12 protein-coding genes and 1 pseudogene are annotated in these 13,091 nt (G+C 68.9%); 3 read left to right on the top strand and 10 right to left on the bottom strand.

Annotated elements, in window-relative coordinates; genetic code table 11:
- Window positions 1-93: 93 nt before the first annotated feature.
- Complete coding sequence (locus tag F3T56_RS09540) at window positions 94-357, bottom strand: anti-sigma factor family protein (protein WP_246203515.1); 264 nt, start codon at window positions 355-357, stop codon at window positions 94-96.
- A 47-nt stretch (window positions 358-404) separates the two neighbouring features.
- Entirely contained in the window at window positions 405-908 is a 504-nt protein-coding gene (locus F3T56_RS09535; RefSeq protein WP_246203514.1) for an RNA polymerase sigma factor, read from the bottom strand.
- A gap of 179 nt (window positions 909-1,087) precedes the next feature.
- Here F3T56_RS09535 and F3T56_RS09530 point away from each other — a divergent pair, with 179 nt between their 5' ends.
- A complete protein-coding gene (locus tag F3T56_RS09530) occupies window positions 1,088-1,507 on the top strand; it encodes a DoxX family membrane protein (RefSeq protein ID WP_149824338.1) in 420 nt (139 codons plus the stop codon).
- Window positions 1,508-1,661: 154 nt separating this feature from the next.
- On the opposite strand, the pseudogene F3T56_RS09525 reads toward F3T56_RS09530, so the two are convergent.
- The 8 genes and pseudogenes from F3T56_RS09525 to F3T56_RS09490 form a co-directional block, all read right to left on the bottom strand.
- Window positions 1,662-2,100 (bottom strand): annotated as a pseudogene (locus F3T56_RS09525) (amidinotransferase); the annotation flags it as partial.
- Between the two features lie 193 nt (window positions 2,101-2,293).
- Window positions 2,294-2,995 (bottom strand): response regulator, encoded by a 702-nt coding sequence (locus tag F3T56_RS09520; RefSeq protein ID WP_149824336.1) that lies wholly within the window; start codon window positions 2,993-2,995, stop codon window positions 2,294-2,296.
- Window positions 2,992-4,902, bottom strand: a complete 1,911-nt coding sequence (locus F3T56_RS09515) for a PAS domain S-box protein (RefSeq protein WP_149824334.1) — start codon at window positions 4,900-4,902, stop codon at window positions 2,992-2,994. The genes F3T56_RS09520 and F3T56_RS09515 overlap by 4 nt, the downstream gene beginning before the upstream one ends.
- Entirely contained in the window at window positions 4,899-5,336 is a 438-nt protein-coding gene (locus tag F3T56_RS09510; RefSeq protein WP_149824332.1) for a hypothetical protein, read from the bottom strand. Before F3T56_RS09510 ends, F3T56_RS09515 begins: the two co-directional genes overlap by 4 nt.
- A 60-nt stretch (window positions 5,337-5,396) precedes the next feature.
- Entirely contained in the window at window positions 5,397-6,848 is a 1,452-nt protein-coding gene (locus F3T56_RS09505; protein ID WP_246203513.1) for a hypothetical protein, read from the bottom strand.
- A 24-nt stretch (window positions 6,849-6,872) separates the two neighbouring features.
- On the bottom strand, window positions 6,873-8,555 hold the full coding sequence (locus tag F3T56_RS09500) for an ArnT family glycosyltransferase (RefSeq protein WP_246203512.1): 1,683 nt from the start codon (window positions 8,553-8,555) through the stop codon (window positions 6,873-6,875).
- A 13-nt stretch (window positions 8,556-8,568) separates the two neighbouring features.
- Window positions 8,569-9,864, bottom strand: coding sequence for a glycosyltransferase (locus F3T56_RS09495; RefSeq protein ID WP_246203511.1), 1,296 nt, complete (start codon window positions 9,862-9,864; stop codon window positions 8,569-8,571).
- On the bottom strand, window positions 9,861-10,358 hold the full coding sequence (locus tag F3T56_RS09490; protein WP_149824328.1) for a GtrA family protein: 498 nt from the start codon (window positions 10,356-10,358) through the stop codon (window positions 9,861-9,863). The genes F3T56_RS09495 and F3T56_RS09490 overlap by 4 nt, the downstream gene beginning before the upstream one ends.
- Before the next feature lie 392 nt (window positions 10,359-10,750).
- On the opposite strand from F3T56_RS09490, the gene F3T56_RS09485 reads away from it, so the two are divergent.
- Together F3T56_RS09485 and F3T56_RS09480 are read left to right on the top strand one after the other, a co-directional pair.
- Entirely contained in the window at window positions 10,751-11,914 is a 1,164-nt protein-coding gene (locus tag F3T56_RS09485; protein ID WP_149824326.1) for a S8 family serine peptidase, read from the top strand.
- A 2-nt stretch (window positions 11,915-11,916) separates the two neighbouring features.
- Complete coding sequence (locus F3T56_RS09480) at window positions 11,917-12,993, top strand: glycoside hydrolase family 6 protein (protein WP_246203510.1); 1,077 nt, start codon at window positions 11,917-11,919, stop codon at window positions 12,991-12,993.
- The last annotated feature ends 98 nt before the right edge of the window (window positions 12,994-13,091 follow it).

Raw genomic sequence — 13,091 nt, 5'->3', positions numbered from 1 at the left:
GGTCTCCTCATCCCACCTGACTCTTGCCGTCCTCACAGCCGGCCAAGCGGGCACACGCGGAAGGTGACCGGCGGCCGGAACGGCACGTTCCGCTCAAGGGAGCGGGGCAAGCCCCTGTTGTGCGTGCCCCTCGTCCCCGTCCCCACCGGGCAGCAGTCCCTCGGCGAAATCGCGCAGGCGCTCGACCGAGTCGGCATCCGGCTCCGACCGGCGAGTGAGCGCCTCCTTGATCTTCCGGTAGGTCTCGACCTCCGGTCCGCAGGGGCGGCAGTCCTTCAGATGGGCCGCCACCCGACGGGCGGTGACCTCTTCGGTCTCCCCGTCCAGGTACGCCTGCAGGATCCGGGCCACCTGCATGCAGTTCATCCTGTGCTCGGCGGATCGCCTGCGCTTTCCCCACATCCTCACCGTTCACCTCGTCCCGGCACCAGACCGGCCGCCACCAGTCGGACGCGGATACGCCTGCGCGCCCGGCGCAGGCGACTCGTCACGGTCGCTTCGCGCAGGCCCAACAACCATGCCGCCTCCGCGTACGACAGTCCGTCGATGTCCACCAGGCGGACCACCTGCCGGTACCTGACCGGCAGAGCCTCAAGCGCGCTGTCCACGACCTCGTGAAACGCCGGTCCGACCACGTGCGATTCCCCGGGGCTCACGAGCGCGCCCACCGACGCCCGTACAGGGCCGCCATGCGGGTCGTCCGGCGGTGGTGATCCGCCGTCGCGATGCCGGTCGGTGCGCGCCTGGTGCATCAGGGTCAGCAGCCAGGCCCGCGGCTGCCGACCGTCGTACCGGTCGGACATCCGGTACGCCCGCCGCAGGGTGTCCCGCACCAGTTCCTCGGCCTGGCCCGGCCGCGCGGTCAACGCCGTCGCCACCCGTAGCAGCATCTCCACTTCGGGCAGCACGCACTGCGCAAACCTCCTGTCCCGCTCCGTCTGCGCGCGCCATTCCTCCACGATGACGGAAACCCTTCGCTACTCAGTCCGCATTCCATTCCGGCACGGACCGCGGCGGATGTGGTCGAAGGGTAGCCTTTTGTACAGGTGCTCTCTGTTCCAGCAGCATTCCGCACCCGGAGGTCATCATGGACGTCCTGGTACTCATCGGCCGCATTCTCTTCGCGGCGCTCTTCCTCAGCTCTGCTCTCAGCCACCTCAAGCAGAGCAAGACGATGGCCGAGTACGCCGCGTCCAGAGGCGCACCGTCCTCTGTCTCTGTGATCCGCGGCACCGGTCTGTTGCTCCTCATCGGCGGACTGAGCGTCCTGCTCGGCATCTGGGCCGACCTCGGCGCCCTGCTGCTGGCCGTGTTCCTGATCCCGACCGCGCTGCTGATGCACGCGTTCTGGAAGGAGAGCGACGCCCAGGCGCGGCAGATGGAAACGGTCCAGTTCCAAAAGGACATGGCCCTTGCCGGAGCCTCGCTGATGCTGCTCGCTCTCATCTCGCACGCCGGTGGAGACCTCGGGCTGACGATCACCGGTCCTGCGTTCGACATCGGCTGACGCAGCGCTCGTCGGAGTGCGCGTCCGCCTCGGAACGGCCCGTCTCCGCCGACCGAGGGGATGAGGGAAGTTCCGCGACCGATACTGGGTTTCCGTCGTGCCGTTCACCGCACGGTTCGCCCGTCACGCCTTCCTCGGAGGAAATTCGATGCCCGAACAGGTCGTCGGTGAGCTGTGGCTTCGGCGCCGCCGTCCAGCGCGCGCCACGCCGGAAGCAGTCCTTGGGAATCGCGCGATAGAAATGCGTCTCGGAATACCGGCACGGCCCTGCCATCGGGGTCTCGATGATCTCGTCGCCGATCACGAGCAAGCTGTCCCGCGGACCATGAACTGATCGAGCTCATGCTGCGCCCTCTCGATCAGCACCCGCGAATACCTGAAGCCGGAGACCAGCCCCTGCGTCCGCGCCGCCCACGGGGGATGTTGCAAGCCACCACCGGGGGGTCGGAGCGGATCGTCGCGCCCTCCAGACGCCCGACGATGATCTCAAGAGCCCACGGCCGGTTGGAGGCGCCTGGTTGAGGTGAACATGAGCGAGCTGGCGACGCCCGGTCCGGCCTTCGGCGACGCGGGCGACCGCTGCTCGCGGTCAGACACGCGGAAGACCCTACGGCGGTGACCTACTGGACTTGTCCGGCGATGCAGCACCCCGTGTACTGCCCGGCGGTGCGGCTCTCCGGCAGACCCGTGGACGCCGACGACGCGGCCCGGGAGGTGATGATCCACCTGGTCACCCACCTCAGTCGTTCGAGGGCCGTTCCCGGTACACAACCTGGGCCTACACCGTCACGGTCCGTCCGGCTCCGGCGCCGGGTCGGACTGCTTCGGGCGGAAGCCCCAGTCGGCGGCCTTGGCCACTGCCTCGAGCTGAGATCGGGCGTCCAGTTTCTCGAGGATCCCGCGTACGTGAGTGCGCACGGTGGCGTAACTGATGGTCAGGTGGTCGGCGATGGCCCGGTTGTCGAGACCCTGGGTCATGAGGGCGAGGATCTCCTGCTCCCGGGCGGTGAGGCTCTCCAGTCGTTCCGTCTGCCGGGCGGAGGCACGGGTGCTCTCGCGGTGCCGGGCGAGGACCTCCATGAGGGTGCGAGCGGGGATGAGGGTCTCGCCCGCGGCCGCCGCGCGGATGGCTGTGGCGATCTCGTCGCCGCCCGCCGACTTGAGCATGTAGCCGCTCGCGCCCGCCTCGACCGCGGCCAGCAGGGCGGCGTCGCTGGTGTCGGCGCTGAGGAAGACGACCGCGATGGTGGGGTCCTGGGCGCGGATGCGGGCCGCCGCGTCGGCGCCGGTGCCGTCGGGCAGCCGGTAGTCGATCAGCGCCACCTGTGGGGAGAGTTGCTCCGTCATGGGCACGGCTTCGGCCACGGAGTCGGCCCAGCCGACCACGGTCAGGTCGTCGTATTCGTCGAGCAGGGCCCACAGTCCCTCGGCGACGGCCCGGTGGTCCTCAACGAGCAGCACGTTGGTGAGGTCGGGTGCTCGGTTCATGGCCCGGTGTCCTTCGGCGCGGAAGGGCCGTTCTCCTCCGTTCCGGATTCCGTGGACGGTGACGGAGCCTCCTCGATCGGCACCCAGAACTCGACGGTGGTGCCGGCTCCCGGCTCGCTCTCCACGCGGCTCCAGCCTCCTGCCATCTGGGCGCGTTCGTGGATGAGGGTGAGGCCGAGGTGGCCGGGGCGGGACTCGACTTCGAGGGGGTCGTAGCCCACGCCGTCGTCGACGATGCGCATCAGGCAGCCGTCCTCGACGCCGAGCAGTTGGACGCGGACCGTCTTGGCCCGGGCGTGCTTGAGCACGTTCATCAGGGCTTCCTGGGCGGTCCGGTAGACGAGCACCATGGTCTCGACGGGCAGTGTGGCCTCCAGCCGGTCCTCGAACCTGTAGTGCGTGCCGGTCTCGGCGCGCATCCGGTCGAGGAAGGTCTGCAGGGCGGTGGCCAGGCTGCCGTGCTCCAGGGCGGAGGGCCGCAGGTCGAAGATGAGTTGGCGTAGGCGGCTGAGCGAGAGTTTCAGGGTCTCGTCCAGTCGGTCCATCACCTGGGCGTCCTTGGGGTCGGTCAGCCGTCTGCGCAGTTGCTGCAGGCGCAGGCCGGCGGCGGTGATGACCTGGATGGTGTCGTCGTGGATGTCGGCGGCGATGCGCCGGCGTTCCTCCTCCTGGGCGTGGATGAGGTGGCTGAGCAGGGCCTGCCGGTCACGGTCGGTTCCTTCCAGGAGTTCCAGGCTGCGTTCGAGGACGAACTGGGCACGCTGTACCTCGGTGATGTCCCGGACGGTCAGCACGGCGAACACGCCTTCGGCGGTGCGCAGCGGACTGACGCTCACGTCGACCGGGAACTGCTTGGAGTCCTGGCGTCGGCCCACCAGTTCCACGCTGTGTCCCGTCGGTTCCTGCCGTGGGTCGGTCCAGTCGCTCAGTGAGATGGTCAGCGGTTGGTCGGGCAGCAGCACCTCGATGAGCGTGCCGAGCAACCGCTCGTGGCTGTACCCGAAGAGGGTTTCGGCGCGCGGGCTGGCCTGGCGGATGCGGCCCTCGGCGTCCAGGACCAGCATCGCGTCGGGAGAGGACTCGACAAGCTGGCGCAGCCGATCACCGGTCACGCCCGCTTCGCCGAGAACGGTCACGTACACCACGTGACGGGGACGCCCGCCCCGCAGTCGGCCGCCGCTGATCCGGACGGGGAACTCCGAGCCGTTCCGGCGCAGACCCGGCGTGACCGGAGCGATCAGCTCTCCGGTGTCCACCCCGGCACTGGGGTGTTCCGGCAGCAGGTCGCGCAGCCGCTTGCCGCGCAGTTCGGCCGCGCTGTAGCCGAACATGTGCCGGGCATGGGCGTTGGCGACTTCGACGCGATCCTGGGCCCCTATGACGAGCACGCCGCAGGGGGCCTGTTCGAGCACGTCCAGGCAGGCCTTCTCGTCGATACGTACGGGAGCGGTTGCCGCCCCCGGCACCGACGGTCTGGGGACGCGCCGCAGTGGTTCCAGGCAGGCCTCGGCGAGCTCGGCCGACATGCTGAACTGGCCGCGGGCCGCGCGGGTGACGGCTTCGAGGATCTCCTCCGCGGGCGCCCCCTTGACCAGATAGCCGACAGCCCCGGCGACGAGCACGTCCGTAACCGTCTCACGGTCCGCGTACGCGGACAGGGCCAGAATCCTCGTGTCCGGCGCGCGTTCGCGGAGGGTGCGTACGGTGGTGGGGGCGTCGCCCTTGGGCATCTGCACGTCCAGGATCAGGACCACCGGATGTGTCTGGCCGACCACCGAGACCGTCTGCGCGTGGTCGACGGCCAGGCCCACCAGTTGGAAGGCCGGGTGCGACTCGACCAGGTCCGCGAGGGCCTCGCGGACCTCGGCGTCGTTGTCGGCCACCATGACGGGGATCCGGTGGTTCATGGCTGCCCGTTCCTTCCGAGCACGGCGTCCGGCAGGTGGCGGGGGCCGAGTTGGTCGCGTCGGCACACTCCCAGGGTTGGCATGACTGCGGCGACCGGGGCGATCAGGACGTCGTAGTGGCCGCCGATCCGGTCGCAGACGGCGATCGCCATCACCGCGTCCCAGACCGCTGCCCAGAAGGCCCAGTCGTGCCGGTGGTGGCTCTGCGCGGTGTCCAGGGCTGCTCGGCGGGCGACCGAGGCCGCCACGAGGATGCGGTAGCGCTCCTCATCGGTGGTGGTGCGCCGGACCTCGGCCCATGCCTCGGCGCGGGTCTGGCTGGAGGTCTGTCGCCACAGGCCGGCCACACGGTCGATGTCCTGCGGCGACAGGTCCTCGATGTGGGTGAGAAACTGCAGGACCCGTCGGGTGTTGGGCCCGAAGACGACGCTCATGGTGTGCTCCTCCCGTGTTGGTCGCCGTGCGGCTCCGGCCGCTCATCCGGCCCGTCCGGCCTACTGCCCCTGGCCCTGCTGTCCTTGGTCCCCTTGTCCCTCCTGCTCGGCGGCGTTGATCGACGCCTTGGCCTCACCGCCGCTCTTGCTTCCGACGAGCTTGAAGGCCACGCCGCCCTCGTCGGCCTTGGTGACCGGGTACGAACCTACGGCCTCGGCCTCGCCCTTGGCGTCGACCTGGAACGTCGTGATCTTCTTGGCGTCGCCGTTCGGACCGCCGGCGTAGAGGGTCACTGTCTCGTTCGCGGCGAAGCCGGTGACGTAGAAGCTCACCGACGTACCGGCCTTACCGGAGTACGTGCTGGGCTCGGCCGTCGGGGTGTAGGGCATCACCTGGAAGCCGGTGCGGACCACGGCCCGGGTCCGGTCGCCGATCGCGGTGAGGCTCTGCTCGCCCTCCAGCCCGAACGGCACGTCGAAGGACACGGATCCGACATTGCCGTTGGCGTCGGCGGTGGCGGTGAAGGCGGGGACGCCGCTGGCGTTGTTGATGTAGTACAGGACACGCTCGGCCGGTGCGAACCCACCGGCGGAGACGCTGATCTGCTGTCCGGCCTTCAAAGCGTACGGCGACGATTTGAGCGTCGGGTACAGACCCAGGATCTGGAAGGGCGCGGTGGCCGTGGTCTGACTCTTCTCGCCGACCAGGATCAGCGTGCTGGCGCCGGTGGGTGCGACACCGACCTTGACGTCCACGCGGCCCATGCCGCCGGATCCGTCAGCGGTCAGGCTGGCGTCCGGCTTGCCGCCGACCCGGCCCCAGAAGACGTCGATCTTCTCCCCGGCCCCGAAACCGCGGATGCTCAGCGACACCGAGTCCCCGGGCTTGCCCACCGCCTTGTTGATCTTCACGGAGCCGACCACACCGCCCGAGACGAGCTGGGCCTCGGCCACCTTGTCGGCGTCGCGCTGCTGCGCGACCAGGATGGCGCCCTTGCTGACGTTCTCGGGCACGGCGATCTGCGTGTTGATCGACCCGGTCCTGTCGGTCTTGGCCGTGGCGAGGCCCTTTCCCTCGCTCTGCTTGGCCGAGGTCTTCAGAAAGAGGTCCACGGTGGACTTGGCGTCGAACCCCGCGCCCTCTACGGTCGCCTTGCCGCCCGGTGTGACCAGGCCGGGGTTGACCACGATGATCGGCCCGGACGCCTGCGGGATCTTCTGGTCCCCCAGCTCGACCGTCTTCGGCTTCTGGGAAGGCGTCTTGATCTCCTTGGGGGCGCTCTTCTTGTTCTCTGCGTTGTCGCCGGTGGTGTTCAGCGCGCCGCCGAAACCGCCGCTCTTCGCGATGACCTGGACGAGGGAACCGACGACCACGAGCGCGATGGCGATCATCAGGAGCTTCTTCCAGGTGAACCACCTCTTCATTCCTCCGGTTTCTCCGGGAGGGGCCTGTTCATTTTCCTCGGGGCTCTCAGGTATGTCCTTGTCCCTGTTCTCGGGGTTCTCGGGCATGACGCTCACCTCCTCGGCCCGGGACTAACCGACCCGGTAGATCTGCAGGCTGATGTCGCCCTGACCGGTCTCCCAGACCTTCTTCGCGTTTTTCAGCGCGGTCAGGATCCAGTCCTCGCGGCCGTCGCCGTTGTTGCCGTCCATGGACTGCCGCATCTTGTTGGACATGACGATGTAGTCGATGTTCTGCCATTTCTTGGCGAAGAGTTTGTCGCGTACGTCGGGGTCTGCCGCGGCGTTCCAGTGGGAATGTGCGAACGGATAGAACGGGGGGACGTCGTGGAGTTCGCTCCACAGGTCGTCGTCCATGATGATCCGCGCGTCCGACGGAACGTTCTCCCTTATCCAGGTGACCTGTTGCTCCTGCATACGGGTCAGGTTCAGCTTCGGGTGGTACTGGTCCGCGACCGCCACCCGCCCCTCGTCATTGACCGTCAGCAGATAGTCGGTCACCGGTACGAGCAACAGGAGTGCCCCAGCCACGGCGGGCACCGCGATCCGCAGCCGGGACCGCAGCCGCCCGAGCATCCGATCGGTCACCATGCCGATACTCATCGCGAACAGCACGACCATCGGAGCGATGTAGAAGTCCAGCAGCACGCTGCCGCGTACGAGATAGAAGGCATAGGCGACGGCCATCGTGCCGACCACGAGGAAGCCGAGGTTGCGCTTACGGTCCCTGAAGCCCCAGTACAGGGCGGCCAGCATGGTGAGCAGACCAAGGAGCAGGAACAGCCCGTCCCTCGGTATCCAGCTGTTGTACAGGAAGCTGCCCTGGCCGAGCAGGGATCCCTGGTTGCGGTTGAGCTGCCACCACAGGGTGTAGAGCAGGGACACGTGATCGGCGGGCGGGTTGTTCAGGTCGAAGTCGAGGCCGCTGGGCACAAGCTCGTTCTTCAAGACGGCGTAGAGCACGTAGGCACCGACCGGGATGGCCATGGCGAACGGCCAGAGCGACTTCGTGAACCGGCGCTGGGTGGAGCCCTTCACCCTGCGGAGCAGCAGATACATCAGGGTGGGAACGAAGAAGACCGCGTTCTCCTTGGTGATCAGCGCGATCCCCAACGCCGCCCCGGCGCCCACCGCGTGCCGGATCCTCATGTCGCGGCCGAGCAGCAGGTACAGGCTCAGCAGCACCCAGAACATCATGAGGTTGTCCAGCAGGACCTGCCGCTGGTAGTAGACGGCGAGCGGCGAGACGTTGTAGAAGAACGCGGCCACGGAGGCGGCCAGGACGCTGCCGGTCAGCCGTCGGACGATCTCGAAGAGCAGGACGACGCTGACCAGGTGCACGAGCAGCATCAGGAACCGGCCTGTGTTGACCGCGTTGCCGAACGTCTCGAACTGGCCCGGCAGCGGGAAGGCGAAGCCGGCGAGCTGGATCCAGCCGCCGGGCGCGTGGTCGTAGTCGTAGGTGTACGGCGACAGCCTGGTCTGCCGGACCAGCGACCATGCCCGCTGCATGTAGATGCCCTCGTCGGTGAGGTACAGCGGGTACTGGAACAGGTGCCAGCCGTGCGTGACCAGCCCCGTGAGCACGGCGGCACCCAGCGCGATCCGCCCGCGCTGCCCCAGCCGGGGGAACCGTCCCGGGGTGACAACCGGCCGCGGGCTCCGCTGGGTGGGCGCCGGGGCCTGTCCGGTCGGTGCGGGCTCCCCGTCGTGGACGACGACCAGTTGGGGCCTCGTCGCACGCGGTCCTGTCACACGCCGTCTCATCTCACGCGGCATCGGAGTTCGCCCCCGACGACTTGGCCCGGTGGGCGCCGACGTGCTGGGTCTTCTCCCAGTTGTTCTGGCCGGTCAGCTGGCGTCGCATGGCGCGGAGCGCGGCGTAGGCGAGGACAAGCTGGAACGGGTACCAGGCCACCGCCATCTTCAGCACGGCCTTCGGAGTGGCCTGGAGGCCGTGGGCGTCGGTGAACTCGTACAGGCCCACGGCCTGCGTCACGAAGTGCGCCGCAAGCATCAGCACGGGCAGCCAGGAGACGAGCGCGACCAGCACCGGCACATTGAGGAAGAGCATCATGCCGAGGGAGACCAGCAAGTACAGGCCGAGCAGCGCCTGCCCGCGCGGAAACGCCAGCACATAGAAGGCCAGCCAGCGCTGCTTGCGGGTGGGCATCTGCTTCCAAGTGCCCTTGCTCAGGGTCTGCATGAAGCCCTGGCTCCACCGGGTGCGCTGCCGGACGAACTGCCCCAGCGTCGGCGGGGTCTCCTCTTTGGTGACGTACCGGTCGTCGTAGACCACCCGCACCCGCTCCCCCGCGGCCGACACCCGCAGCCCCAGGTCCGCGTCCTCGGTGAGGTTGTGCTCGTCCCAGCCGCCCAGGCGCACCAGCAACTCGCGTTTGAAGAACACCGTGTTCCCGCCGAGCGGGATGGAGCCCTCAAGGGCGTGATAGTGCAGACGGCTCTTGAACCAGAAGAAGTACTCCAGGACGTTCAGGGCGGAGTACCAGGTGGACTGATAGTTCATCAGCTGCACGCCGGCCTGGACCACGTTGACCTCGTCCTGGATCATCACCGTGTTGACCAGGTCGAAGATCGCGGGGTGGATGTCGTCCTCTGCGTCGAAGATGGTCACCACGTCGTGACTCGTGTGTGGCAGGGCCGCGTTGAGGCCGTGCGGCTTGTTGACGGGCTTGTCGTCGAAGACGACGACCTCGACGTTGTGCAGCCCCTCCCGGTCGAGCTCGGCGATCTTCTCCTCGGCCTTGCCGATCGTGCCGGTGTCGTCCGCCGAGCAGATCACGAAGACCTCCAGCAACTCGCCCGGATAGTCGGCGCGCACCATCCGCTCGATGGTGGTCTGGATGACGTCCTCTTCATGCCGGGCCGGCAGCAGCACACTGAAGGACAGCCGCGGCGCCACGAACTCCTCCGGCGCTTTCGCCTTCGCCTCGGCGTCCGGCTGGTCCCAGGTGTAGAGCATCAGGTACAGGACGTGGGCCGACTGCACCGTGAGCACGACGGAGATCAGAACCAGTCCGGCGTACAGGAGGAGCGTCATCATCGCTGCCTCCCCCAGGTCCTGCCCCACACCCAGAGCGCGCTGGAAGCGTAGTTGACCGAGAAGGCGGCCCCGATGGCGAGAAGGTTCGCCGTCACGAGGTGGACTCCGCCGTGCACCAGGGCCCACAGGGCGAGCACATTGACCGCGAGGCCGGCGAGCATGGACACGTTGAACTTCCCGAACCTTCTGAGGGATGGTGCACGCGCCGCGAAGGTCCACCAGTCGTTGAGCAGGTAGTTGTGAACCACGGCGAACTCGACGGCCATGGCTGAAGCAGCGACCAGCGGCACACCCAGCAGGCGATGAAGGACATACAGAGCTGCTGTGTTCACGACCGTGCCCGCACCACCTACCACCGCGAACCGCACTACCCGGCTCGTGAGCAGGCCGGTGATCCGGCCGCCCCGCGCCGTGGGTGTGGCGGGACTCGGGGACGGTTCCGCCTCCGCTCGTGGCTCGTCGGTGTGCACAGGTACCGTTCGGAAGTAGTGCATCGCGGCTCCTCCAAGGCGAGAGCGCCCCGGCCCCGCCCGGCGGGCCCTCACACATCAGCCTGCACTCATGAGCAGTCGCGAACATCACATAAACGGGTGAGCGAAGGTCCCGCCTTCAGGGGATCCTTTCGCACCCCCAATTGGGGGAGAGCGGGCCCCCGTCAGCCCGGGAATCGGAACAGGCCGCCCCTCGCCCTCCCCCGAAGAAGGGATCGCCTTCTCCCCCATTGGCGGGTGCAACGCCACTCTCCGGCTGCGGACGATGGAGCGCGCAGGGGTGTTCCGGCCCGGCCGCTCCGATCGAGAGTGCCGGGCTGGGACGGCCGGGCCGCCACCTCACCTTCGCCGGTCCGGCCTCATGTCCCATCAGCGCCGGAGGTAGGTGCCTCACCATGGCAGATCGTTCAACGTCGGGCGCCGGGCTCGCCGCACGCACCGGAGCCGCTGTCGCGGCGCTGGCGCTCGTCGTCACCGTCTCCAGTACGGCCGCTCCGGCTGACTCCGGGGCGCTCCGCGACTCCGAGTGGGCGCTGACCGCTCTCAAGGCCGACCGGGCCTGGGAGGTCAGCAGGGGCCAGGGCGTGACGGTCGCGGTGATCGGCACCGGGGTCGACGCCTCCCATCCCGACCTCAAGGGACGCGTCATCAAGGGCGCGGATCTCGCGGACTACGCGACCGGCGACGGCACACGCGATCAGGGCGACGCGGAAGTACAGGGCACCCACGCGGCGGGCATCATCGCCGGGACCGGCCGCAACTTCAGCGGCGACGGCCTGTACGGGCTGGCGCCGGAAGCACGCGTGCTCCCGGTGCGGGTCTTCCGCGACGACGCGCCCGTCGTCGCCGCGACCGCTTCGGGCATCAGGCACGCGGCACGCGAGGGGGCCCAGGTCATCAACGTCACCGTCTCCTTCTCCGAGCCGTCCGAGGAGCTCAGGGACGCGGTCGAGTACGCGTCACAGAACAACGCCTTGGTCGTGGCCGGCGCGGGGGACAACGGCAGCACGGGAAACGCCGCGACCTACCCGGCCGCCTACCCGGGAGTGGTCGCCGTCTCGGCCATCGACAAGAAAGGCAAGGTCTGGCCCGACTCCCACCAAGGCAGGGACGTGATCCTGGCCGCACCCGGCGTCGACATCCTGACCACCGACCGGAAAGGCGACTACTGGACGGGCTCAGGTACGGCGTACGCGGCGTCCTGGGTCGCAGCCTCCGCCGCACTGCTGCGCGCCGAGCATCCCCGGTGGACCGTCGCCCAGGTCATCGAGCAGCTGACCGACACAGCCGGCGGCAAGGACCACCCGACCCGGAATGATCGAATCGGCTTCGGAATCGTCGCCCCCGCGACGGCTCTGGCGGACAGCAGCGGCGCGGCCGCCTCCGCGAAGGCACTGTCCGGCGACCGGACGGCGGACACCGAGGGCCGCGCCAACGCCGCGTCCTCGGACGCCGAGCCGATGGTTGTCGTGTCGGCAGTGACGGCTGCGCTGCTCTTGCTCGCCGTCCTCGCCTGGCTCCTGATCCGACGCAGCGTCACTCCGTCGGACGACGACTGACGGTGTGCCGGTTGAGCGGCCCCGTCCCCAAGCGCGCGCGCCCCGAAACACCGGCCCCGGGGCGCGCGTACCCGCGTCCGCGGAGGGCGCGACTGGCGGCTCTGCTGACCGCCCTCGGCCTCCTCGTGGCGGTCGCCACGGCAGTGACCAACGCCCCGTTCCTCCCGGGCCAGCGCCCCGGCGCCGCCCCGCCCCCAGCCCTGCCGGAGCCACGTTTCCCCGCCGTAACCCGCCTCTACACCGCCCCCGACACCCCGGCCGCCCGCTGGGTGCGCGAACACCCCCAGGACCCCCGGGTAGCGGTCATCCGGGAGCGCATCGCCTCCCGGCCACAGGGATCCTGGTTCACCGACCCGGATCCGCTGAAGGTGGAGGGCAAGGTGCGCGCCGTGGTCGACGCGGCCCGGGCCCGGGGCGCGATGCCGGTCCTGGTCGCCTACGCCGTGCACCACCGCGACTGCTCGGGGCACAGCACCGGTGGCACGGCGGATCTCGCCGCCTACCGTGCCTGGGTCGAGGGCTTCGCCCGGGGAATCGGCTCAGGACAGGCACTGGTCGTCCTCGAACCGGACGCCCTCGCGCTCGCCGACTGCCTCAGCTCCCGGGAACGGCGGGACCGGTTCGCGGCCCTGTCCCACGCGGGCCGGGTCATGCGCCGCGATGCCCCACGCGCCCGGGTGTACTACGACGCGGGCAACTCCCGCTGGCACCCGGCACACACCATGGCCGACCGCCTCCGGCACGCCGGGGCCACCCGGTACGGGGACGGCATCGCCCTGAACGTGTCGAACTTCAACAGGACCCGGGACGAGATCGACTACGGCTACTCGGTGCTCCGGGAGCTGGACAGCGCCCGCCTGACCATGGTGATCGACACCAGCCGCAACGGGGCCGGGCCGGCACGGGGCAATCGCGCCTGCGACCCGCCCGGCCGGCGTCTGGGCCAGAGCCCTACCGCCGGCACCGGCGTCCGTGGTGTCGACGCCTACCTGTGGGTGAAACCGCCGGGCCAGGCCGACGGCTGCTCCGCGGCCGCGGGGACCTTCGACGCGCAGTACGCTTACCGGCTCACCCGATGACTCGACGGAAACCCCGCATCTTCGCCTGATACACATAAGAGACACAAATAGCCAATCGGCCGAATTCGGGCTACCTCAATTGAGGTAGCCCGAATTCG

Origin of the sequence: Streptomyces tailanensis, assembly GCF_008386495.1 — a bacterium.
In the GTDB taxonomy this organism is placed as follows: domain Bacteria; phylum Actinomycetota; class Actinomycetes; order Streptomycetales; family Streptomycetaceae; genus Streptomyces; species Streptomyces tailanensis.
This window is presented reverse-complemented; position numbering and strand designations above follow the sequence as displayed.